This window comes from Myroides sp. DW712, from assembly GCF_046557355.1.
In the GTDB taxonomy this organism is placed as follows: Bacteria; Bacteroidota; Bacteroidia; order Flavobacteriales; family Flavobacteriaceae; genus Flavobacterium.
In genome coordinates this window covers 161,464-184,010 of the sequence record NZ_JBKFDO010000004.1, presented here as the reverse complement: position 1 = coordinate 184,010, position 22,547 = coordinate 161,464, and the positions used below count along the sequence as shown (strand labels likewise).

The window sequence follows — 22,547 nt, the reverse complement described above, 5'->3', positions numbered from 1 at the left end:
AATAGTCTCACAAATCAACCATACACACCACAGGGTTTTCGACACAATTTTAATAGACCATTTTTTATTCGCTCGTTAGGTTGTATTTTTGTATTTCTCAAAATCGATGACCATGGATGCACCATTAGCAGAAAGAGTACGCCCACAATCCTTAGCCGACTACGTCAGTCAGGCACATTTAGTGGGTGAACAAGGAATCTTAACAAAACAATTACAAACTGGTTTTATTCCCTCTTTACTTTTTTGGGGTCCTCCTGGCACAGGGAAAACAACTTTAGCTGAAATATTAGCCAAAGAGAGTCAACGTCCCTTTTACGTGTTAAGCGCGATAAATTCAGGGGTTAAAGATGTACGCGAAGTAATTGAGAAGGCCAAGTCAAACCACGGCTTATTCACGGCACGTAATCCCATCTTATTTATTGATGAGATTCACCGTTTTAGCAAATCCCAACAAGATTCGCTTTTAGCAGCAGTGGAACGTGGTTGGATTACCCTTATTGGAGCGACGACAGAAAATCCAAGTTTTGAGGTAATTCCAGCTTTACTTTCGCGCTGCCAAGTATATACTTTAAATGCTTTTACAAAAGAAGACTTACGTGCTTTACTCGATCGGGCTATTGCGAAGGACTCTTTTTTACAATCGAAGAAAATAACTCTTCAAGAAACGGAGGCTCTTTTTCGTGTATCGGGTGGAGATGGTCGAAAGTTGTTAAATACATTTGAGCTTATTGTCAATGCAACCTTAGGAGATGAAGTGATTGTCACCAATGCGTATGTGATGCAAATCGTGCAAAAAAACACCGTACTCTACGATAAAACAGGAGAACAACACTACGATATTGTATCTGCTTTTATCAAGTCTATTCGCGGTAGTGATCCCAATGGGGCGATATATTGGCTGGCCCGAATGATTGAGGGTGGTGAAGATGTTAAATTTATCGCGAGACGTTTGGTAATTGCTGCTTCAGAAGATATAGGCAATGCGAATCCAACAGCTTTGATTATGGCGACAAATACCTTTCAAGCCGTTTCAGTTATCGGATATCCTGAGAGTCGAATTTTGTTGAGCCAATGTGCGATTTACCTTGCTACTTCGCCTAAGAGTAATTCTACCTATATGGCTATTGGCAAAGCTCAACAACTCGTCAAACAAACCGGAGACCTATCGGTACCTATCCACTTACGCAATGCCCCGACTAAATTAATGAAGGAGTTGGGCTATGGGGAAGATTATAAGTATTCTCATGATTACCCCAATAACTTTGTTGATCAAGAATTTTTACCAACAGAACTCAGTGGAACAGTTTTGTATGAACCTGGACATAACAGCAGAGAAAATGGCACTCGTGATTTTCTGAAAAACAGATGGCAATTTAAATACAACTATTAAAATGAAAGCCTGCTTTGCAGCAGGCTTTTGTATCTAATACGGAACAGTTTTGTATGAACCTGGACATAATAGCAGAGAGAATGGTACTGGTGATTTTCTGAAAAACAGATGGCAATTTAAATACAACTATTAATACAAAAACCTGCTTTAGAGCAGGCTTTTTATAGCTAATAAGGTAGTAACTTGAGGAAGTGTATCCGGAACTGATTTATGGTGTTCATTATAGTAAATCACATCCATTCCGATATGCTGTGCTCCTTCAATATCCGCCAAGAGATTATCTCCAATCATCACAGCATCTTGCACCTTCACCTGCGCCAATTGCAAGGCATAGTTGAATATTTTAGGATCTGGTTTCTTTACTCCTGCCAACTCAGAATTTGTTACCGTTTGAAAATAGCTTTCCATACCCGAGTTCTTTATTTTTCGCGTTTGTACTTGATCAAACCCATTGGTAATGATATGTAACTTATACTTTTCTTGTAAATAGTCTAAAATTTCGATTGCTCCATCAAACAAATAATTGTAGTTTGGTAAATACGCAAGGTAACGATCTCCTACTTCTAGCATCTGATCTGTTGATGTTGTATACGCCAACGAATGAAAGGTATCTCGAATTCGCCCTATACGCAGTTCTGCTTGTGACACTTGGTTTAGGCTATACCGATCCCAATAGTCAGCATTGATACTGACATAGTATTGCAAAAATTGTTCAATAGTAAACGGTAATTTCATTTCATCTAACACTTGTTCAAAAGCTAAGGCAGAATTTTTCTCAAAATCCCATAGCGTATGATCCAAGTCAAAAAATATATCGGTTTTGTGTTCAAACTTTTTCACTTCCATCGGTCTGTTTTCCAATTAAGGTACAAAAGTAATCATTTTAAAAAAACCACTGAAAATTAGAAGCGACCATGATCGACAAAACTGTAATAATCATGTTCGGTAATAATAAAATGATCGAGAATAGCAATATCCATGATATTTCCTGCTTCTTTAATCTTCTTAGTAATTTGAATATCGGCCTCACTGGGTAACAATTTCCCTGAGGGGTGATTGTGTACAAGAATAACTGCAGTGGCTTGTTTTTCGAGCGCGAGTTTAAACAAGATTCTCAAATCGACAATAGTTCCCGTCATTCCACCTTTGCTGATATTTATAGCATCGACCCATTGGTGTTTGATAAAGAGTTCTTTTTGATTCGGCACAATCCCTCTCACCTGATTGGCATTATTTAGAAAGATCACCCAGAACTCTTCATGGGTTAGTTCTCCTATTTTGGGTTGCATAAGTTCAAACACATCTCGACTACATGTAATTTTCGTTCGATTTATCCGATCTGCCATTCTCCGACGTTGTCCAAGTTCTAAAGCAGCCACAATAGCAATGGCCTTCGCTTCTCCGATTCCCTTGAAACGCTGTAAACTCATGACCGATTGTTTGGCCAGTTCAGCAAGACTGGATTCACTATCTTCTAAAATTTTTCGACTTAAGTCAAGCGCGGATTCATTCTTATTGCCTGAGTTGATTAAAATAGCGATTAATTCTGCATCACTCAAAGCACTCTTTCCTTTAAGGAGAAGCTTTTCTCTGGGGCGATCATCTTCTGCCCAAGCATGAATTGGTTTTTTGGTTTCAAACATGATAATAGAATTAGGAATATAATTCTTCCTATACTTCAAAAACCACTCCTAAATAACCTTATTTTGATCTTATTTTCAAAGCAAAACAAATAAAAAAGCCACCTAGTGGTGGCTTTAATTTGCTATATAGTTTGAACGAATGCATTCAAATCAAGTCCTCCATAATCTCCAGAACTCATGAATAACAATACGCTGTCTTTTAGGTCTAGTGTTTTAATAAAGGCTTTGAAGTCATCCGCATTGGTATAAGTTGTCAACGTTGGTAGGGCGAATGCTTCTTGCATTTGAGCGGCAGGAATTTCTGGCATACGCTTAATCTTTAAAGCTTCCAAGGAATAAAATACGACTGCTTGATCCGCTACATCTAAACTTCCCTTGTATTCAGACAAGAAATCGGCATTCAGACTACTATAGGTATGCAATTCTAAACAAGCTACCACCTTTTTCGTTGGGTATTGTTCTCGAACAGCTTTCATCGTTGCTTTTACTTTACTTGGCGAATGGGCAAAATCTTTGTATACTACAGTAGTTCCTTTGTCATACAATTTTTCTAAGCGTTTAGAGGCCCCTTTGAAACTAGTAATTGCATCAAAGAAATCATCTTCATCGATTCCCATGTTTTGACATACCCATTTAGCCCCACTAATATTATTGATATTGTGTTGACCAAATACTTCTAAAGGCATTGGACCTTCTGACGTCACTAAATAAGCAACTCCATCTACAATTTCATTTTCTAAGGTTGTATAGGGAATTTTTCGAATTGGATTGGTACATTCTTCAGCGAGTTGACGGACAATTTCATCCTCTTCATTGTAGATTAAAATTCCTCCATTGGTAATTTTATCAAGGAAAATGCGGAATTGATCTACATAGTTATCAAAAGTTGGAAATACATTGATATGATCCCAGGCAATACCGCTTACCAAGGCAATATTCGGTTCATATAGGTGAAACTTTGGCCTTCTATCAATTGGAGAAGACAAGTATTCATCTCCTTCAATAAGCATAAAATCATTTTTATCCGTTAGGTTTACCATGCGATCGAATCCTTCGAGTTGCGCTCCTACAAGATAGTCAACCTCAACACCATGGTAGTTTAAGACGTGTAAAACCATAGAAGTAATCGTCGTTTTACCATGAGATCCTCCGATAACCACTCGAGTTTTATTTTTCGCATGTTCATAGATGAATTCTGGGTACGAATAGATTTTCAACCCTAATGCTCTCGCTTGGATTAACTCTGGGTTATCTTCTTTTGCGTGCATTCCCAGGATTACAGCATCGATATCCGCAGTAATTTTATCGGCATACCATCCCTCTTGTTCTGGTAAAAGTCCTTGTTTTGCTAATCTGGTTTTAGAGGGCTCAAAAATAGCATCATCACTTCCTGTAACCACATCTCCTTTTGCCTGTAAAGCTAAGGCTAAATTGTGCATGGCACTTCCTCCGATTGCAATAAAATGTACGCGCATTATATATCTATTTTAGTCGATTTGTAATTGGCGTTAAAATTACAATTTTATTACTAAAAAATAGGTTCCTTTTTACATGGGACTATAAAAAAAGGAGGATTTTCAAGTTTAGTTTTCTTCCAACAAGGTGTGTTTTTCTATCTAGATTTCAAACAATTGACAGAAAAACCAAATTTAAACCCTTCCTTTACCAATCATTTTTGCTATTTAAATAATAATTAAGAATAAATATATTGTATTTTCGTAAAAAATTTTAAAAAAATCACCCTATGGACAATTACAATCCACCCCCTGTACCACAGCAAAAAAGTGGTAATAACACACAAGTTTTAGGAATTATTTCCCTTGTTTCAGGTATTATTGCTTTACCTGCCTCGTTCATTCCCTGCTTTGGAATGATTGCCATTATTGTCGCTGTTGCAGCTATTGTATTGGGTATTTTAGCTATTTCTAGTGCAAAGAAAAACAACGAATCTAAAGGTTTGGGAGTTGCTGGTCTTGTACTAGGCTCAATTAGCTTTGCTATCATTCTTCTTTGGGGACTTCTATTTGCTTCAGTTACAACAGCAGCCATCAAAAACATCGATGAACTAGAAAAAATGAGCACAGAAGGTTATGAGTACTATCTAGAAGATGAAGAAGACTCTCTTCACGACCAAGAAGAGACGATTTATATAGAGGAACAAGTAGCAGAATAAGGAAGTGACAAATTACAGGATAATCAACGGGATTTTTTTTGTTCTTATGTTGGGTTTATTCGGGTATCTATTTTTACTCACAACGTCAATGTCAAGCACATTAAGTATCCGCTCTGCATGTGAGGGATTACCAGAAGCCTGGTGTAGAAGTAGAGGATTAACCCGAGACTTTATCACTTTACTTCAAGGCAAAAAACAATTGATTAATCCTTATAGCTATCGTATTTTTTTATTTTTTGTCTATGTAAGTATCTCGAGAGGTTTTTTACTAATCCTTCCACAGAGACTTCAACAACGTAAAATGATTATTTGCGATATTCTTATACTAGGTATCTTTTTTTTATATGCTTTTCTACCTCTGTTAGGATTGGCTTACAAATAAAAAACAGCTTGTGATTCACAAGCTGTTTTTTATTTGTAAATACTTAACTAAAAGAATACTCAACAAAAAAAAGTAGTAAACTGACGTGTTTACTACTTTTGATATTTATTCTTTTACAATGTTCATTTCTTCAATCAGGTGTTGTGCATCTGCAAATTTATCGATGATAAATAATACATAACGAATATCTACATTGATGGTACGCTGTAATTCTGGATCGTAGATTACATCTCCAGCCATTGCTTCGATATTACCATCAAAAGCTAAACCGATTAACTCCCCATTTCCGTTTAACACAGGAGAACCTGAGTTACCTCCAGTGATATCGTGGTTTGTCAAGAAGTTTACTGGTAGGTGCCCTTCTTTATCTGCATACATTCCATAATTTTTGGTGTTATACAAATCGATTAATTTTTGTGGCACATCAAATTCATCATCTCCTGGTATGTGTTTTGCTACTGTCCCTTTTAAAGTTGTATACCAGTTTTCTTTTGCATCATTTACTTTTTCTCCTCTTGGTAAACCTTTTACGGTTCCATAAGTTAAACGCAACGTTGAGTTAGCATCGGGGTAGTATTTTCCTGTTGGATTACTCTTTCTTACTCCATCAACGAATAAGCGATATGCTTTTTGGTATTGATCTTCTAATTTGGCTAAATCCTCGCTTTTCGCGCGGTACTGCTCCATGATAGAAACTGATAGCTTCAACAAAGGATCTTTAGTCAATACTTCGCTTTTTGGATTAGCTAAGAAAGCTTCTACTCCTTTTTTATTCACAAAAACACTTTGGTTAAATGCTGTATCAACAAATTTAGCAAAGTCTCCGTTGTACTCTTTTTGAATTTGAGCAATATAAGGAGCAATTGCGTATCCATCAGACTTTGAAGCGTACAATTCCAATTGTTTGACTAACATTTCTTTTTCTAATGCTTCGTTTTGTCCTTCGTAGATTTCATCTACATAAGCCATAAACTCTTCGTGCATTTCTTTTCTCTTCTTTGCATCACCTGCTGCATAAGCTTCCATTCCTCCTGATAAACGATAAGGAGTAGCCGCTAAAGCTGATGTACGCAATAACGTCATTAAATAGTTGTCATGACGTGCTTTTTCATTTGTTGCTTTATAGTAAGCGTTGATATCGCTAATTACGTTTCCGTATTTTGCTTTGTAGTCTTTTTGATCCGCCCAGTGTTGGAATTCTTTTTCAGCTGTTGTTTTAGTTTCTACCGTTTGGTGTTGATTCAATGCATCAATCATTCCTTGTCTGTTCTTCCAGTAGTTAGCTACACCTGCATATTTTGATGCATAATTTAAACGCACAGCATCATCTTTTGCCATGTATTTTTTCATTACATCCATTCCTAATTTAGAACCTTCTACCCAAGCTGGATAAGCATATTCTATATTTTGCGCTACTCCTTGTGCAGGCATCCAACGGTTTGTTCTTCCAGGGTATCCTAAGATCATAGTGAAGTCTCCTTCTTTAATCCCTGCGATAGATACAGGCAAAGCGTGTTTCGGTCTCATTGGAACGTTTGCAGCGTCATATTCTGCTGGATTTCCATTTTTATCTGTATAAACGCGGAACATAGAGAAATCGCCTGTGTGACGTGGCCACTCCCAGTTATCTGTATCTCCACCGAATTTTCCAATGCTATTTGGTGGAGTTCCCACTAAACGAACATCATTGAAGTCCTCATACACGAAATAGTAGTATTCATTTCCTTGAAAGAATGATTTTACCGATACCGTGTATTTTCCATCACCATCATTTTCTTTTTGAATTTTAGCAATCTCTTGGTTGATTGTTTTCTCTCTTTCAGCTTCTGTCATCTTTTCATTAACTTGAGACAAGATGCGTTTCGTTACATCATCCATACGAACAAAGAAACGAACAGATAATCCTTTAGCAGGTCGTTCTGCAGCTTTATCTTTTGCCCAAAATCCGTTAGTTAAGATATCATCCTCTGGTGTGGATAAGTTTGCGATCTTATCATATCCACAATGGTGGTTGGTCAACACCAATCCTTGATTGGAAATAATTTCAGCCGTACATCCACCGTCAAATTGCACAATAGCATCTTTTAACGAGTGATTGTTCACGCTATAAATTTCTTCAGCTGTAAGCTGTAATCCCATTTTTTCCATATCGCGTTGATTCAAACGCTCAATGAACATTAAAAACCACATTCCCTCATCTGCCTTTAATTTAATAGGCGCAACAAGTAAAAATGCGGTCAGTAATAAAACGATTTTTTTCATAATTATAATAGTATGTTACTTCGTTTGCGAAGATAGTTTAATAAACAAAATAATTAATCCTTCTTGGGATCATTTTTAGGGGTATTTACAGTTGATGATGTGTTTTTCTCTTCCAATTCGCAGGATTCATCGAAGCCATAGCGTTTTCTTAGCTCATCAATTACGGATTTATTCCACAATTTAATACCCGTCATATAGGCCGTTCTGGCAATTAAGAAAGCTGCTACAGGAGACGTAATAAACAGGAAGAATACGATTGCAAACACTTTAGTTGTGATTGAAAACTCGGAAAAGTGAATAGCTGCTGCCCCAAGGATACATCCAATACCAAGCGTAGCCGCTTTAATGGTTATGGATAATCGCGTATAGAAGTCAGGCATTCTAAAAATACCAATAGAAGCAATTAAAATAAAAACAGCTCCTAGTGTACTCAATATCATGATTAGTATATCAGTCATCTCTATCTCTTTTATCTAAATAAAACGAAAAGGCTACCGTACTTAAAAAAGCAATAAGTGCCATGATCACGGCCACATCAAGGAAAATAGGATTATTGGCAATAAGGCTAAATAGTCCAATAAATCCAACGCCAACGGTAATCAACAAGTCAATAGCCACCACACGATCTACGACTGCAGGTCCTTTTAAAAATCGAATAAAGATCAAGACTAAGGACAAGCAGATGATCGGCATGACCACATTGATTAAATAAGTTTCTACTGTCATCGTAAAATAGCTAATAGTTTCTTTTCAGTTCGCTCTTTCATGCGTTGAATAAATTTGTCTTTATCTTTCAGATACATGGTGTGAATGAAGATATGACTTTTATCGTCAGCAATATCAATCACCATGGTTCCAGGAGTTAAGGCAATAATATTAGCCAACATGGTAATTTCAAAATCAGTCTTAGCATCGATTTCGTATTTGATAATTCCCGGTGTGGTGTGATAATTTGGTGTAATCACATCCATAGCTACTTGTAAATTCGCTTGTAGCATATCAACAAAGAAGTAAAATATAAAAACGATGATTTTGGGCACGCGATAAAAGTATTCTTTATCGGCTTTATTGGACGATGTTTTTGTTAACATCCACAGAATAAAGAAACCCGCTACTCCTCCAAAGAAGAAGTTGGCGTAGTTTAATTGTCCTGTGAGTGCCACCCAAACAAAGGTCAATAATATATTAAGTAAAAAATATTTTAACATACAGTTCTTTATTTAATGCCTTGTAACACGGATTCAATATAGATAGAAGGGTTCATCATTTCATGGGCAACACGTTGAGAAACCTCAAAAATCAAAGGTGCATTTAACCCGATAAACAGAGATACACCTGCTAGAGCAGCCACAGGTAAAATTAGGGCTACTTTTCCAGAGCTCACAAAAGGGGCAAAATGATCGATTTCTTCGCTATTTGGTTTCGGTAAATCTTTCCAAAACACTTCAGACCAAATGCGCGCTACAATAAACAACGTAACAAAACTCGCAAAGATTAACGTACCCAATAAGACATACTGTTCTAATCGGAATGCTTCCTGGAACAACATAATTTTAGGCCAAAAACCAGATAAAGGAGGAATTCCTACCAATGAAAACAGGATGACAGCGAACAAAATAGAAAGCTTAGGATAATCCTTATACAATCCACCTAATCGGTTAATATCTTGTGTTTCTCTAATTTTCTGAATTAATCCACTCATCATAAAAAGATTACTTTTGACAATGACATCGTGAATGAGATAAAAGATTACCCCGACAAAAGCTAATTCTGTATAGAGTCCAAATCCTGCAATCAAATATCCGATATGACAGACGATAAAGTACGAAAGAATACGGCGAATATTTCTTTTATTGATGGCACCTAATGCTCCACTAATCATCGTAAATATAGCGATAACCACGAATACCCCTAAAATAAAATCATCGGGTTGGAATACGATGGTAAACACGCGAAACATCGAATACACGCCCATTTTGGTTAATAGTCCTCCAAAAATTGCTCCGATAGCAGAAGGAGGCGTATGATAAGAAGAAGGCAACCAGAAGTACATCGGAAAGACCGCTGATTTAATTCCAAATCCCACAAAAAACAGCAAAGCTGTTACAGTTACCAACCCTCTATTTTCAACAATAGCCACTTGATGTGCTAAATCTGCAATATTCAAACTTCCCGTAATACCATACAGAATACCAATAGCTGTCAGGAAAATTGTAGAAGCCAACATATTCATGGTCACATACTTAACCGCAGACTCCATTTGTCTTTTCTTTCCTCCTAGTGTTAGCAAAACAAAAGAGGAAATAATAACGACTTCAAACCACACGTATAAATTGAAGATATCTCCTGTTAAAAAGGCACCTAGCAATCCCATAATCAAGAAATGGAAGATAATAAAATAACCATACTTGATACGGCTAATGTTTATAGCAGAAGTAGAGTAAATACCAACGGCTAGGGCTACTGTTGCTGTTAAGAGTACCATGACAGCACTTAGCGTATCGGCTACGAAAGTAATTCCAAAAGGTGCTCTCCAACTTCCTAGCTGTAGGATAATTGCACTATGTTCCCAGGTAGCAAGGAATAAATTCCAACACAATAGAAAAGCAATACTATTACCTATGATGCTTATTATTTTCTGAATTTTTACATTCTTCCAAAAAATCAATAAGACTACCGCTGTAAGCATATGAGCAAAAATGGGTGCTAATATGAAATTTGAAATCATATATCTAAATCTTGAATATTAAGGGAATCTAAATCATCTGTTCCGGTTGTACTATAAACCTTATTCAACAAAACAATAGCGAAGGCAGTTAAACCAAAACTGATTACAATTGCAGTTAGAATAAGTGCTTGTGGCACTGGATCGGCATAAGCATCAAAAAACTGCGTATGTTCCTCATCAATAATAGGTGCTTTTCCCTTTGTCAATTCTCCCATGAGAAAAATAAGGATATTCGCTCCGTTTCCCAACATCATCAGTCCGAGAAGTAGTTTGACCATACTTCTGCGGAACATTAAGTAAATTCCCGCAGAATATAATATACCGACTAAAACGACGAGTAGTAATTCCATCTAAATCTTTCTAATTAATTAAACGTTTTCGGAGATAGTGAACAGAATGGTTAAGACCACACCAATCACAACCAAATACACTCCGACATCAAAAAACAAAGCTGTCCCCACTGCGCCAATAACCGCAACAGATTCAGCAAACCACACTCCAGTCATCACGGGTAAACCAATAAAAACGGGAATTATTGCACTAATAATGGAGATAGACAAACCTAGACCAATTAAACGCATAGGTGAAAATTGGAATAAAGCTAAAGTTTGTTTTGTGCTATAGGCAAAAGAATGCAACACAAAAGCAATGGAAGCAATTAACCCCCCTACAAAACCACCTCCAGAGAGATAATGTCCTCTCAATAAGACAAACAAAGAGAACAAAATCAATAACGGCAATAAATAATTGGTTGCCGTTCGCAAGATGGTTGAATCTAAAACGTGGTATTTATTCTGATATTTCTTCATCTTTTGTTCTGTATTTTAAAAGACCATATACACCTAATGCGGCGATTGACAGTACAATAGTCTCAATTAATGTATCAAAGCCTCTGAAATCCACGAGAATAACGTTGACTACGTTCTTCCCTTTAGCTAAAATGTAGGCATTTTCGGCATAATATCTACTAATTTCTTTATCCGCTGGTGATACTAAAGCCTGTAATGTAATCAGAGAAATTAATCCTCCAAAAGCAATAGAAACTACGGCATCCCTAAATTGAATTCGTCGGTTACTCAGCTTTAAGAAACCGGGTAACTTGAATAATACGAGTACAAATAGCACAACAGTTAAGGTATCAATTGCGAATTGGGTCATAGCCAAATCGGGTGCTCCATAGAACACAAAAATCAAACAGATACAATACCCTACCACGCCTGTAGCAGCAATGGCAGACAGACGAGAAGGCGTGTTAATGGCAAAAAATATCGCGATTACCGTAATCAAGAAGACGACTAATTCATAGACCCTAAATTCAGACAAATCCTCCGTATTGACGCGAAGTGGCACATCTGCAAAAAGTTTATATCCCACTAATCCAATGAAAAACACAATGATGACCATCAGATAAATGCGCAAATACCCACTTTGAAATAATCTCGTATAGGCGTAGGCAAATAATCGGAACTTTTCAATGGCAAATCCAAAGAGATGTTGAGGAGAAAAGGTATAAAAACGCGAGACAGTAGTCAGGGAATTTTCGTAGCCTTTAAAAACGAAATACAGGGCTGTTCCCAATAGAATTGTTGCACCACTTAAGGCGACAATTTCATTAAAGCCATGCCATAAAGCCAATTCCATATCGATGGGTTTTCCACCTATTGCTCTCGCTACGGCAGTCAAAATTTCTTCGTTTACTAGTTGGGGCAAGAGCCCAAATCCAAGACTTAATGTAGCTAAAATAACTGGAGGCATCCACATTTGCATGGAAGGCTTAGGAACGTCTTGGCACAACACTTTAACTTTACCAAAGAAGGGTTTGATTCCGACAAGAAACCCCGAGGCTGTCAAAAACACATTGGTTAAGACGGCAGCTCCTGTAAAAGCAAGTGCCCACTGATTAAGAGGATAGGTATAAGTAGCCTCATATATAATTTCCTTCCCAATAAATCCGAAAGTAAATGGAATTCCAGCGCTAGATAGCGCAGCAATTAAAGCGGCCCCTGCTAAAGCAGGCATTGTTTTGCGCAGTCCTCCGAGTTGAGTGATATCACGTGTATGGGTTTGATGATCTACCGTTCCGGTGACCAAGAAAAGTGCTGCTTTATATAGGGCGTGAACTAAAATAAAAATAGTAGCCGCATAGATTGCCTTCTCTGATCCTACGCCGAGAAGAAAAACAATCAGTCCAAGCGCCGAAATGGTTGTATAAGCCAAGATTCCTTTCATATCCTTTCGGAAGACCGAGTGTATAGCGCCAAATAACATGGTTAAACCACCGATTACTTGTAAAGTGGTATTCCAATACAGGTGATCTCCTAAAATAGGCGTAAAACGCGCTAAAAGATAGATCCCTGCTTTCACCATGGTAGCGGAATGCAAATAAGCCGATACAGGTGTTGGAGCTTTCATGGCACCAGGCAACCAAAAATGGAAAGGAAATTGAGCTGATTTAGTAAAGGCTCCCATGAACAAGAAGAATAGCAAAATGCCGTACACACTATTTTCTTTTAGAAAATCGGCTTGTGTCAGTAGTTCGTGAATCGAATATGTACCTGCTATTCCTCCGATAATTGCGGCAAAGGAAAGTAGAAAAAATCCACCAAGTCCAGTGATGCCCAGTGCCCAAAGTGCACTTTTGCGCGAATCTTCTTCTTCGTTATTAAATCCAATCAAAAAGAAAGAAGTTATACTTGTTAGTTCCCAGAAAATAAAAAGGGAGATCAAGTTATCAGCTAACACGACCCCAAGCATAGCTCCCATAAAGAGTCCTAAAAAGGCAAAAAATCGATGAATATAGACATGCCCTTTGAGATAATAGGAGGCATACCAATAGACGAGAGTTCCAATCCCGGTGATGAGCAAGGAGAACAAGAGGGACAAACCATCTAATTTAAAATCAAAAGCAATACCCAAGGAAGGTACCCATTCGTTTCTAAAGAGTAAGACTTCCTTTCCTGACCTAATTTTTGGCAAATAGGAAAGGAAATAAAAGAAAAGACTTCCTGGTAGTAAAGTTAATAATCCTGTAAATTTAGAACGTTCTAACCCCTTCAAAAAAAGTGTACTAAAAGCTAGTACAAAAGTGAGTAAAATAATAAATAGCATATAGGAGCTTTATTTCTCTTTTTCAAATATTTCTATTGAGGGTAAATATATAAAAAAATCAAAAAAAAACGAATAAAAGCCAAATAACACGCTTGTTTTTAACAAAAAAATAACCATTTTTTTGCTTCTTATGGCATAAAAAAAGCGAGACGTTACAGTCTCGCTTACTGGGCTAGTTATTTAACATTTGCCACAATTTATCTTTTAACTCCTGAAGACCTTGATTCGCTACTGCCGAAATAAACATATAAGGAACTCCTTCTAATGCTATATCCAGCTCTGCTTTCATTTCTGCTTTTAGTTCTTCATCCAGCATATCTGATTTTGTAATCACTAAAAGGCGATCTTTATCCAACATTTCCGGATTATATCGTCTTAACTCGTCAAGTAAAATTTCATATTCTTTTTGAATATCTTCTGCATCTGCAGGCACCATAAAAAGGAGCGTTGAATTGCGTTCAATATGTCTCAAGAAATAGTGTCCTAATCCTTTTCCTTCTGCTGCTCCCTCGATAATTCCAGGGATATCTGCAATAACAAAGGACTTAAAATCGCGGTAAGCGACAATTCCTAAGTTGGGTTTCAAAGTTGTAAAGGGATAATCCGCAATCTTGGGTTTAGCCGAAGTTAACACCGATAAGAGTGTAGATTTTCCAGCATTTGGAAATCCTACTAATCCAACATCAGCCAACACTTTCAGCTCTAAGATGATATCCAGCTCTTGGCCAGGCATCCCTGGTTGTGCATAACGAGGAGTTTGGTTTGTTGATGTTCTAAAGTGCCAGTTTCCCAACCCTCCTTTTCCACCTTGTCCTAATATTCTCTTCTCGTTGTGCTCCGTAATTTCAAAAAGAATTTCTCCTGTTTCTTTATCTTTTACCACTGTTCCCAAAGGTACTTCAATAACGCGATCTTCACCATCTGCTCCTGTACTTCTTGAACTACCACCATCACCTCCATGTCCCGCTTTAATATGGCGCATGAACTTCAGGTGATACAACGTCCACAATCCTTCGTTACCGACAATATAGACATGACCTCCACGTCCACCATCTCCACCATCAGGACCTCCTTTTTCAATAAATTTTTCTCGGTGTAAATGCGTAGAACCTCTTCCACCTTTTCCTGAGGCTACATAGATTTTTACGTAGTCTACAAAATTCCCTTCAGTCATCTTTTATTTTATTACCTTCTCTGAGTTTTTATCTTTTTTAATCAAAAGATTGATTAAATTAAACGGTCAATTACATGGCTTAATCGAGCTGTAATTTCTTCTACCGTTCCAATTCCATCCACTGAATTATAACAGTTTTTATCTGTATAATAATCAATTAACGGCGCTGTTTTTTCATTGTATTCTTCATAACGACTTCTGATGATTTGCTCATCTTGGTCATCTGCTCTCCCACTTGTTTTTCCTCTTTCAAGAATTCGCTGTACTAATACATCATCATTAGCTTCTAGCCCAACAGTTCCTACAAAGCGAATATTTTTCTTGGTTAATAAAGCTTCTAAAGCTTCTGCTTGTTGAATAGTACGAGGAAAACCATCAAATAAGAATCCTGCCTTATCCATGTTTTTCTCTACTTCATCAGCAAGCATATCAATTGTAATAGAATCTGGAACTAATTCTGCTCTATCCATAAAAACTTTGGCCTGTTTCCCTAATTCTGTTCCATTTTTTAGATTATAACGAAACACATCTCCGGTAGAAATATGAGTTAAATTGTACTTTTCTTTCAGAAATTCTGCCTGTGTGCCTTTTCCTGCACCAGGTTTTCCAAATAAAACTATTGCAATCATGCTACTATACTTTATTTATGCTGTTACTGTTTTTATTACTCTTTAATTTGATAAATCTCGGGAATATTGCGCCCATGCTTATCGTAATCCATCCCATACCCCACGATGAATTTATTCTCAATTTCAAAAGCGACATAATCTAATTTAATGTCTTTCGTATACGCCTCTGGTTTCAAACATAGGGTACAAATTCTAACTTCTTTTGGACGTTGTTGCTCAAAAAGCTGTTTTAATGCCACTAAGGTATTTCCTGTGTCTACGATATCTTCGATGATAATCACTCGTCGATCCGTTACGTCAATATCCAAGCCTAATAGTTGATTGACTTGATTGGACGACTGCGTTCCAATATACGAAGCCATCTTGACAAAACTCATCTCACATTCGCCTTTATACTGCTTAACTAAATCCGAAACAACCATGAAAGATCCATTCAAAACACCAATAAATATAGGTATTTCCCCCTTCATATCACGCAAGATTTCACCTGCAATTTCCCCTAATCTTTCTTGAATCTGTTTTTCCGAAATAAAAGGAACAAAAGTCTTGTCTAAAACTTGAATTTCCATAAACAATTGAATTGATAGTTTGCAAATATACAAAAAAGATAGACCACATTTATACTCCTTAACAGATGAATTCCAAACAAATTGATGGTCGAGGATAGTTCACGGTAAACTGTAACCGTACACCGTAAACAAAAAAACGTAGCGCTTTCTTCAAACGCTACGTCTAAAACAAACTAATTCAATCTAACTCTAAAACCAAAGCTAATAAGTCTTATTGTTACGATTATTTTTCATACACTCCAGTTAGTGTATATTATATCTTTAAATACGTGAAACTACACGTAGTATTTCGCTATATTGTTTTCAAATATAAGTTAATTTTTTAACTAAACAAGACTTGCTTTAAGTTTTTTTTCACATTAATAAAGCAATGTGTTTGTCGTTATCACCACGTTCAACAGCAAACGCCTCTAAAAAATTAAAAATTAAAACCAACATATTCTTAAGCTGTTCAACAAAAGTAATCCCTCTACTAATCTTAGCTAGTCGCTATCATCCTTCTTTCACATTTTTTGTCGCTACACTATGTACACGATTTGATTTCGCTTATCTTTGCGTAAACACAATTACAACAACACAATGAATTACTATTCAACTGATTTTCGCTTGGGCATATTAGGAGGCGGACAATTAGGCAAAATGCTTTTGTACGATACGCGCAAATTTGACATTGCCACTTTCATATTAGATCCAAGTAAAGAAGCTCCCGCTCAGTTTGGGGCACATCATTTTTTTCAAGGTGACTTGATGGATTATGAAACCGTTTATCGCTTTGGCAAAAAGGTAGATGTCTTAACCATCGAAATAGAGGGGGTAAACCTAGAAGCTTTGGAGCAATTACAGAAAGAAGGGATAAAAGTATATCCTGCACCAGAAACTTTGCGTTTAATTCAAAATAAAGGTAAACAAAAAGACTTCTATGCATACCATCAGATTCCTACTGCTCCTTATTTGCGTTTCAGCACGAAAGCGGATTTAGTTAATGCAATAGATCAACAAACTATAACGATTCCCTTTGTTTGGAAATCTGCACAATTTGGTTATGATGGTAATGGAGTAAAAGTAGTTCGTACACTAAGTGATCTTGCAACAATACCTGAAGTAGAATGTATTGCAGAAACGATGATTCCCTTCAAAAATGAATTAGCTGTTATCGTAGCTCGATCAGCCTCTGGAGAAATTAAAACATTTCCTGTTGTTGAGATGGAATTCCACCCCGAAGCAAATCAAGTAGAATATGTAATTTGTCCCGCACGTATTGACGCAACGGTTGCTGAAAAAGCGAGAGCTATTGCCCTAACGGTTGCTGAAAAGTTCAATCACGTCGGATTATTAGCTGTCGAAATGTTTCAAACACAAGAGGATGAAATCTTAATCAATGAAGTGGCTCCACGTCCACATAATTCAGGACATTATTCTATTGAAGCAAGCTATACCTCACAGTTTGAGCAACACATCCGTGCGATATTAGATTTACCCTTAGGCAATCCAGAAAGCAAGGTAGCGGGTGTCATGGTTAACTTAGTAGGAGCAGAAGGCCATACTGGCCAAGTATATTACGAGGGAATGAATGAAATTTTAGCTATTCCTGGGGTGACACCTCATATTTACGGAAAAAGAGAAACGCGACCTTTCCGCAAGATGGGACACGTAACCATTGTGAATAGCGATATGGACAAAGCGAGAGAAATCGCTCAAAAAGTAAAAGAAACGATAAAAGTAATCAGTCAATAACATATGAAAATAGCCGTAGTAATGGGCAGTATTTCGGATATGCCCATCATGCAAGACGCCATCGATATCATCAAAGAATTTGGAGTAACTGTAGAGGTAGATATTGTTTCTGCTCACCGTACCCCAGAAAAATTAGTTGATTTTTCTTCTCATGCACACCAACGCGGGATTCAGGTTATTATTGCTGGAGCAGGAGGTGCTGCACATTTACCAGGAATGGTAGCTGCTATGTCTCCCCTTCCTGTAATTGGTGTTCCTGTTAAATCTAGTAATTCCATTGACGGATGGGATAGTGTTCTTTCCATTCTACAAATGCCAGGAGGTGTACCTGTTGCTACTGTAGCCTTAAATGGCGGAAAAAATGCAGGTTTACTCGCTTTACAAATTTTAGGAAGCCAGAACGAAGATATTCAAAATAAGATGATTGCTTATAAAAACGGATTAAAAGAAGCGGTTTTAAAAGCTGCTGAAAACCTTAAGCAATAAGTGCGTCTCAAGTACAAATTAAGCCAGTAGTTTACGCTACTGGTTTTTTTATGGAAAAACCCAAGAAATGACACGCCTTTATTTTTTTACTCTTTTTTATGCGTTTGAAATAAACGATCCCAAACCGTTGTATAAAAACCAAAATTTGCACGGGGTTCAATATGATGCGTATTGTGAAAACTCGCCGTACCTAGCCAACTTTTCCATCCCTTGGAAGATACTCGTCCTACACGATTAAAGTGGCCAATCGTCCCCCAAATAACATTAATCAAAAAATACAGCCCTACGCTGATGTAATGAAAAGGATAGCTCATCAAAATAGCCATCAACATCAAACCAAACCCAAGAGATTCAAAAGGACTAAGTACAAAAAGACTGAACACATTAACTCCTATATGTTCGTGATGTCGCTGGTGAATCAAGGGATAGAGCCACTTGCTATGCGCCAGTTTGTGAAACACATACATCCAAAAATCAACCACTAGAATTAAAATAATTAATTGTCCTGCAATTTTACCAGCATTTAACGCAGTAAAATCTACCTCTAAACCCCCTTCTTTCCACAAGAATACACCGAAAACAAAAACGAGCACATTGCAAACTAATGTGCACAATACCGCCCAATAATCCGATGAGACAATTGGCTGAACCTGGTTTACCGCAAATTGATTCTTCTTGATGGCATGCCAGCTAAAATACAACAAGAAAGACCCCAACATTAAGGCTATATTAAATAGCCCCGCAAATCCCACAATAGTTAGGTAATCCCGTTCTAATACATCTACTATCTCTATCATTTTTTCCACTTAGCCCCCTTAAGCTACTTACACACTTCTATTCTCCAAAAATACAAATTACATCAATAAAAAAAGCCCTCGTATCTACGAAGACTTCCTCTACTTATTTTTCTTTTTTACTCGTTATATACTGACTAACCGTTTTAATTTCTTGCTCTTTTTTCTTAGGGTAAATAAGCAATATATCCTCCTTATCTACCACAATATAGTCATTCAAACCATCAACAACTACACATTTTCCTTTGTCTGTACGCACAATATTATTTGTTGCGTTGTTAAAATAAACATTGGCATTGACTACCGCATTATCCGAAATATCCTTGGGTAACTTTTCATACAAAGACCCCCAAGTTCCCAAATCGTTCCAGTCAAAGGTTGCAGGTAATACATAAACATTGTTCGCTTTTTCCATTACAGCATAATCGATGGAGATATTCTCTGCTTTGGAATAATGCTCATTGATAAATGTTTTTTCCCCTGCTGTATTGAACAAATCATATCCTTCTTGAAAAAGTGCAGTCATTTCGGGTTGGAAATCACCAAAAGCCTCTAAGATTGCTTTTACACTCCACACAAAAATACCTGAATTCCACAAGAAATGTCTACTTTGAATAAACTTACGTGCGGTAACATAATCTGGTTTTTCTCTAAACTGTACTACTTTTTTAATCGGTCTTGAGTCTAATTTATTAAATTCAATGTAACCATACCCCGTATTGGGAAAAGTAGGAAGAATACCCAAGGTCATTAAAACTTGATCTCTTTCACAAACGTCAAAGGTCCGTTGTAAATTAGACATAAACTGAAGCTCGTCTTCAATCCAGTGATCACTAGGTGCTACGACCATAACGGCATCTGGGTTTAATTTTTTTATTTTCATGGCAGCATACAAAATACACGGAGCGGTATTTCGCATGGCAGGTTCTAAAATGATATTATCGGATTCTACTGAAGGCAATTGTTCCTGAACGATTGTTTTGTAGTTCTCATGCGTTAAAATCAGGATATTCTCCTTGGGGATTAACTGAGACAATCGCGAAAATGTTTTCTGAATCAAGGTTTCACCCGATCCTAGCATATCGTGGAACTGTTTTGGGAATTCTGGCGTACTTACTGGCCAAAAACGAGAACCAACTCCTCCCGCCATCACAACAGCATAATAATTCGAACTCATACTATTCTTCTTATTGTTTTACAACATAATGTGTCATTATTTCAACCTCAGCATTGGCCTTAAAGACAAACAAACGCCCAGTTGCTACTTCCAAACACTCAAATCGCTTTATACGCAATGGTCCTCGTTTAAACACTCTCCCATTATGCGCCCTGAAATGGCTTCCTAACGGCACTTCGTACACGAAGCAGACATTGCTGTTCTTTTCTACCTTGTCATACATCCGCATCGCTATAGATAGCCGTTCATCTGTATCACTACTCGCAGAAGGGTTTCTAAAGTGATTTGCCAACAAAGGCAACAATTTAGAAGGAAATACTTCTGGTCGTAAAAAAGGCAACATCAGCAATTGGAAGGTATGTTTCCACTCCACGCCATGCGGTTTAATCGATGATCCATACTTCTGAAAAGCTACTAAATGGGCAATCTCGTGAATCAACGTCATCAAAAAGCGATAAGGATTTAAATTGGAGTTGACCGTAATGACATGCTTGCCATCCAGCCCTCTAGTATAATCTCCATGTCGCGTCACCCGTTCATTTACAATTTTTAAATGAATATGGTAATGCTTGATTAATTCAAACGCTGCCTCTACAGCTTGTTCAGGTAAATAAGGACTGAGTATTTTAATCAATGGATTATTTTTTTAAGGAGTTGTACTCGATGCTTGTAGTACTTTACCATTAAAATATTTATTTCCTGTAAGTGCAAAATCACTTATATATTCTCCTATTTCTTCTGGCATCAACGGTGCTTGATAACCAGGAAAAGCTTCTTCCAACATTTCGGTTTGAACAGCTCCTAAAGCAATTACATTAAATGAAATTCCTTTCTCCTTGTATTCCTCAGCTAAGAGTTCACTTAAGATAATTACCGCTCCTTTACTCGAACTATAAGCAGCTAATCCACCAAATTTCATTGTTCCTTGGACGCCTCCCATACTACTGATGGTTACCACATGACTGTTCATCGCAAAATAAGGAATACACAACTGAACCAAACGCGCTAAACCAAATACATTGACTTTGTATACCCATTCAAATTCTGCCTGGGTAATTTCCTCAAAAGGCTTGTTTACTAAAGCACCCGCATTATTAATTAAAATATCAACATGCCCCCATTCCTTAGCTACGTATTCGCTTACTTTTTGTACATCTTCTTCTACCGTAAGATCGATTTCCATGCAAGTAACATTGCTGATTTGGGTCAACTCTACTGCTTTTTTTCGGGATACAGCTAGAATTTTATGTCCCTTTTCTGCTAATATCTTTACTGTTTCTAAACCGATACCACGGCTTGTTCCCGTAACAATTATATGTTTCATTCTTCGTTTTTCAATCTAATTTCACCAGAAGGTAAGTTAATCAATTTTTCTACGACTGGAACAAATTTTTTTGTTAGCTCCGTCATAAACGTTACATCCATCAAATGCGCTTCATCCTTCACGTGGTGATAGTATTTAAAGTTCTCAAAATCGGAAGAACTAAACGTTTGACTCGGTATTTTATAGGCGAGATAAAATGGATAATTATCTGAACGCTTAAACAATTGCATACTCTCAGCTTCTTCAAATCGTCCCGTTAAATTTTCACCTGCAATTTCATTAATCTTAGTTGCTAAATTACTTTGATCATAACCTGTAATAAAAGTAGTGTACGCTCTTTGCATTGGCACACCTAACATTTCAAAATTTAACATCAGTACAACATTTGCCTTTTCCTCTTTTAAACGCGTAGCTAAGTGCTTCGAGCCGAAGAGTCCCAATTCTTCAGCCGTAAAAAAACAGACTACTACTGTTCGCTTCACGTCTTTCTGTGCTAAATTTCGCGCCAGTTCCAACAAGATACTCACACCAGAAGCATTGTCATTCGCTCCATTGGCAATGGAATCTCCTTTTACTGGCGGTTGGATACCGATATGATCGTAATGTGCCCCTAAAACAACCAGTTCTTTTTTCAATACTGGATCTTGTCCTGGAATAACACCCACGACATTCCATGTGTTTTCTACCGTATCTAAATGATCCTCATAAGTATCAAAATAGGGTTGAATGCCGTATTTTTCAAGCGCATGGGTCAAATAATTAGCAGCCTTTACATTCCCTTCTTTTCCTGAATCTCTACCTAGCAACTCATCCGATGCTAAATAGTGTAAGGTAGTTTGAATATTCAATGCCGAAACTCCTGTTTCTGCATGATTCGACATCTTAGACGATACTCCGCACGAAGTAGCTAAAATAGCAGCGAATAAACTACAACAAATCTTTTTCATCATGCCTCAAAAATACAAAATACCCTT

23 protein-coding genes are annotated in these 22,547 nt (G+C 37.2%); 4 read left to right on the top strand and 19 right to left on the bottom strand.

From position 1 onward, the window contains the following. Positions 1-112 precede the first annotated feature (112 nt). Complete coding sequence (locus tag ACLJX0_RS05030; RefSeq protein ID WP_410879002.1) at positions 113-1,390, top strand: replication-associated recombination protein A; 1,278 nt, start codon at positions 113-115, stop codon at positions 1,388-1,390. Between the two features lie 147 nt (positions 1,391-1,537). On the opposite strand, the gene ACLJX0_RS05025 is transcribed toward ACLJX0_RS05030, so the two are convergent. From ACLJX0_RS05025 to ACLJX0_RS05015, 3 genes are all read right to left on the bottom strand, one after another. Then, complete coding sequence (locus tag ACLJX0_RS05025; RefSeq protein ID WP_410879001.1) at positions 1,538-2,236, bottom strand: YjjG family noncanonical pyrimidine nucleotidase; 699 nt, start codon at positions 2,234-2,236, stop codon at positions 1,538-1,540. 56 nt (positions 2,237-2,292) lie between these two features. Further along, positions 2,293-3,033 carry a RadC family protein gene (radC, locus tag ACLJX0_RS05020; protein WP_410879000.1) on the bottom strand — a complete coding sequence of 247 codons (741 nt, stop codon included), beginning with the start codon at positions 3,031-3,033 and terminating at the stop codon, positions 2,293-2,295. 122 nt (positions 3,034-3,155) lie between these two features. Continuing rightward, entirely contained in the window at positions 3,156-4,508 is a 1,353-nt protein-coding gene (locus ACLJX0_RS05015; RefSeq protein WP_410878999.1) for a UDP-N-acetylmuramate--L-alanine ligase, read from the bottom strand. A gap of 269 nt (positions 4,509-4,777) precedes the next feature. Between ACLJX0_RS05015 and ACLJX0_RS05010 the strand changes: the two genes are divergently transcribed. Further along, positions 4,778-5,206 carry a DUF4190 domain-containing protein gene (locus tag ACLJX0_RS05010; protein WP_410878998.1) on the top strand — a complete coding sequence of 143 codons (429 nt, stop codon included), beginning with the start codon at positions 4,778-4,780 and terminating at the stop codon, positions 5,204-5,206. A 487-nt stretch (positions 5,207-5,693) separates the two neighbouring features. Here ACLJX0_RS05010 and ACLJX0_RS05005 read toward each other — a convergent pair whose 3' ends face one another. From ACLJX0_RS05005 to hpt, 11 genes are all read right to left on the bottom strand, one after another. Beyond that, entirely contained in the window at positions 5,694-7,850 is a 2,157-nt protein-coding gene (locus ACLJX0_RS05005) for a S46 family peptidase (protein ID WP_410878997.1), read from the bottom strand. 53 nt (positions 7,851-7,903) lie between these two features. After that, entirely contained in the window at positions 7,904-8,308 is a 405-nt protein-coding gene (mnhG, locus tag ACLJX0_RS05000) for a monovalent cation/H(+) antiporter subunit G (protein WP_410878996.1), read from the bottom strand. Beyond that, the gene (locus tag ACLJX0_RS04995) at positions 8,301-8,576 is read right to left on the bottom strand and encodes a monovalent cation/H+ antiporter complex subunit F (RefSeq protein ID WP_410878995.1); all 276 of its coding nucleotides are present in this window, start codon (positions 8,574-8,576) and stop codon (positions 8,301-8,303) included. Before ACLJX0_RS04995 ends, mnhG begins: the two co-directional genes overlap by 8 nt. Then, positions 8,573-9,058 (bottom strand): Na+/H+ antiporter subunit E, encoded by a 486-nt coding sequence (locus ACLJX0_RS04990; RefSeq protein WP_353103537.1) that lies wholly within the window; start codon positions 9,056-9,058, stop codon positions 8,573-8,575. Before ACLJX0_RS04990 ends, ACLJX0_RS04995 begins: the two co-directional genes overlap by 4 nt. Positions 9,059-9,066: 8 nt before the next feature. Then, on the bottom strand, positions 9,067-10,578 hold the full coding sequence (locus ACLJX0_RS04985) for a proton-conducting transporter membrane subunit (RefSeq protein ID WP_410878994.1): 1,512 nt from the start codon (positions 10,576-10,578) through the stop codon (positions 9,067-9,069). Beyond that, entirely contained in the window at positions 10,575-10,928 is a 354-nt protein-coding gene (locus ACLJX0_RS04980; RefSeq protein WP_158962459.1) for a Na+/H+ antiporter subunit C, read from the bottom strand. The genes ACLJX0_RS04985 and ACLJX0_RS04980 overlap by 4 nt, the downstream gene beginning before the upstream one ends. Positions 10,929-10,946: 18 nt before the next feature. Next, complete coding sequence (locus ACLJX0_RS04975) at positions 10,947-11,387, bottom strand: Na+/H+ antiporter subunit B (RefSeq protein WP_410878993.1); 441 nt, start codon at positions 11,385-11,387, stop codon at positions 10,947-10,949. Next, positions 11,368-13,686: a putative monovalent cation/H+ antiporter subunit A gene (locus ACLJX0_RS04970; RefSeq protein WP_410878992.1), complete on the bottom strand. Its 2,319-nt coding sequence runs from the start codon at positions 13,684-13,686 to the stop codon at positions 11,368-11,370. Before ACLJX0_RS04970 ends, ACLJX0_RS04975 begins: the two co-directional genes overlap by 20 nt. Positions 13,687-13,858: 172 nt before the next feature. Further along, positions 13,859-14,860 carry a GTPase ObgE gene (obgE, locus tag ACLJX0_RS04965; protein ID WP_410878991.1) on the bottom strand — a complete coding sequence of 334 codons (1,002 nt, stop codon included), beginning with the start codon at positions 14,858-14,860 and terminating at the stop codon, positions 13,859-13,861. Between the two features lie 53 nt (positions 14,861-14,913). After that, positions 14,914-15,489 (bottom strand): adenylate kinase, encoded by a 576-nt coding sequence (locus ACLJX0_RS04960; RefSeq protein WP_410878989.1) that lies wholly within the window; start codon positions 15,487-15,489, stop codon positions 14,914-14,916. A gap of 35 nt (positions 15,490-15,524) precedes the next feature. Next, positions 15,525-16,058 carry a hypoxanthine phosphoribosyltransferase gene (gene hpt, locus ACLJX0_RS04955; protein ID WP_410878987.1) on the bottom strand — a complete coding sequence of 178 codons (534 nt, stop codon included), beginning with the start codon at positions 16,056-16,058 and terminating at the stop codon, positions 15,525-15,527. A gap of 579 nt (positions 16,059-16,637) precedes the next feature. Between hpt and ACLJX0_RS04950 the strand changes: the two genes are divergently transcribed. Together ACLJX0_RS04950 and purE are read left to right on the top strand one after the other, a co-directional pair. Then, complete coding sequence (locus ACLJX0_RS04950; protein ID WP_410878985.1) at positions 16,638-17,792, top strand: 5-(carboxyamino)imidazole ribonucleotide synthase; 1,155 nt, start codon at positions 16,638-16,640, stop codon at positions 17,790-17,792. A 3-nt stretch (positions 17,793-17,795) separates the two neighbouring features. Continuing rightward, positions 17,796-18,278, top strand: a complete 483-nt coding sequence (gene purE, locus ACLJX0_RS04945) for a 5-(carboxyamino)imidazole ribonucleotide mutase (RefSeq protein ID WP_410878983.1) — start codon at positions 17,796-17,798, stop codon at positions 18,276-18,278. Between the two features lie 86 nt (positions 18,279-18,364). Here the strand turns inward: purE and ACLJX0_RS04940 are convergent, their stop codons facing one another. The 5 genes from ACLJX0_RS04940 to ACLJX0_RS04920 form a co-directional block, all read right to left on the bottom strand. Continuing rightward, entirely contained in the window at positions 18,365-19,075 is a 711-nt protein-coding gene (locus tag ACLJX0_RS04940; protein ID WP_410878981.1) for a sterol desaturase family protein, read from the bottom strand. Between the two features lie 103 nt (positions 19,076-19,178). Beyond that, complete coding sequence (locus ACLJX0_RS04935; protein WP_410878979.1) at positions 19,179-20,249, bottom strand: mannose-1-phosphate guanylyltransferase; 1,071 nt, start codon at positions 20,247-20,249, stop codon at positions 19,179-19,181. Between the two features lie 10 nt (positions 20,250-20,259). Next, positions 20,260-20,883 (bottom strand): ImmA/IrrE family metallo-endopeptidase, encoded by a 624-nt coding sequence (locus ACLJX0_RS04930; protein WP_410878977.1) that lies wholly within the window; start codon positions 20,881-20,883, stop codon positions 20,260-20,262. A 12-nt stretch (positions 20,884-20,895) separates the two neighbouring features. Further along, positions 20,896-21,573: an SDR family NAD(P)-dependent oxidoreductase gene (locus tag ACLJX0_RS04925; RefSeq protein WP_410878975.1), complete on the bottom strand. Its 678-nt coding sequence runs from the start codon at positions 21,571-21,573 to the stop codon at positions 20,896-20,898. Next, positions 21,570-22,523 carry a M28 family metallopeptidase gene (locus ACLJX0_RS04920; RefSeq protein WP_410878973.1) on the bottom strand — a complete coding sequence of 318 codons (954 nt, stop codon included), beginning with the start codon at positions 22,521-22,523 and terminating at the stop codon, positions 21,570-21,572. The genes ACLJX0_RS04925 and ACLJX0_RS04920 overlap by 4 nt, the downstream gene beginning before the upstream one ends. Positions 22,524-22,547 lie beyond the last annotated feature (24 nt).

Bases quoted from the DNA above. Each gene is read 5' to 3' on its own strand.
- ACLJX0_RS05030 (WP_410879002.1), top strand. From the start codon at position 113: ATGGATGCACCATTAGCAGAAAGAGTACGCCCACAATCCTTAGCCGAC.
- ACLJX0_RS05025 (WP_410879001.1), bottom strand. From the start codon at position 2,236: ATGGAAGTGAAAAAGTTTGAACACAAAACCGATATATTTTTTGACTTG.
- radC (WP_410879000.1), bottom strand. From the start codon at position 3,033: ATGTTTGAAACCAAAAAACCAATTCATGCTTGGGCAGAAGATGATCGC.
- ACLJX0_RS05015 (WP_410878999.1), bottom strand. From the start codon at position 4,508: ATGCGCGTACATTTTATTGCAATCGGAGGAAGTGCCATGCACAATTTA.
- ACLJX0_RS05010 (WP_410878998.1), top strand. From the start codon at position 4,778: ATGGACAATTACAATCCACCCCCTGTACCACAGCAAAAAAGTGGTAAT.
- ACLJX0_RS05005 (WP_410878997.1), bottom strand. From the start codon at position 7,850: ATGAAAAAAATCGTTTTATTACTGACCGCATTTTTACTTGTTGCGCCT.
- mnhG (WP_410878996.1), bottom strand. From the start codon at position 8,308: ATGACTGATATACTAATCATGATATTGAGTACACTAGGAGCTGTTTTT.
- ACLJX0_RS04995 (WP_410878995.1), bottom strand. From the start codon at position 8,576: ATGACAGTAGAAACTTATTTAATCAATGTGGTCATGCCGATCATCTGC.
- ACLJX0_RS04990 (WP_353103537.1), bottom strand. From the start codon at position 9,058: ATGTTAAAATATTTTTTACTTAATATATTATTGACCTTTGTTTGGGTG.
- ACLJX0_RS04985 (WP_410878994.1), bottom strand. From the start codon at position 10,578: ATGATTTCAAATTTCATATTAGCACCCATTTTTGCTCATATGCTTACA.
- ACLJX0_RS04980 (WP_158962459.1), bottom strand. From the start codon at position 10,928: ATGGAATTACTACTCGTCGTTTTAGTCGGTATATTATATTCTGCGGGA.
- ACLJX0_RS04975 (WP_410878993.1), bottom strand. From the start codon at position 11,387: ATGAAGAAATATCAGAATAAATACCACGTTTTAGATTCAACCATCTTG.
- ACLJX0_RS04970 (WP_410878992.1), bottom strand. From the start codon at position 13,686: ATGCTATTTATTATTTTACTCACTTTTGTACTAGCTTTTAGTACACTT.
- obgE (WP_410878991.1), bottom strand. From the start codon at position 14,860: ATGACTGAAGGGAATTTTGTAGACTACGTAAAAATCTATGTAGCCTCA.
- ACLJX0_RS04960 (WP_410878989.1), bottom strand. From the start codon at position 15,489: ATGATTGCAATAGTTTTATTTGGAAAACCTGGTGCAGGAAAAGGCACA.
- hpt (WP_410878987.1), bottom strand. From the start codon at position 16,058: ATGGAAATTCAAGTTTTAGACAAGACTTTTGTTCCTTTTATTTCGGAA.
- ACLJX0_RS04950 (WP_410878985.1), top strand. From the start codon at position 16,638: ATGAATTACTATTCAACTGATTTTCGCTTGGGCATATTAGGAGGCGGA.
- purE (WP_410878983.1), top strand. From the start codon at position 17,796: ATGAAAATAGCCGTAGTAATGGGCAGTATTTCGGATATGCCCATCATG.
- ACLJX0_RS04940 (WP_410878981.1), bottom strand. From the start codon at position 19,075: ATGATAGAGATAGTAGATGTATTAGAACGGGATTACCTAACTATTGTG.
- ACLJX0_RS04935 (WP_410878979.1), bottom strand. From the start codon at position 20,249: ATGAGTTCGAATTATTATGCTGTTGTGATGGCGGGAGGAGTTGGTTCT.
- ACLJX0_RS04925 (WP_410878975.1), bottom strand. From the start codon at position 21,573: ATGAAACATATAATTGTTACGGGAACAAGCCGTGGTATCGGTTTAGAA.
- ACLJX0_RS04920 (WP_410878973.1), bottom strand. From the start codon at position 22,523: ATGATGAAAAAGATTTGTTGTAGTTTATTCGCTGCTATTTTAGCTACT.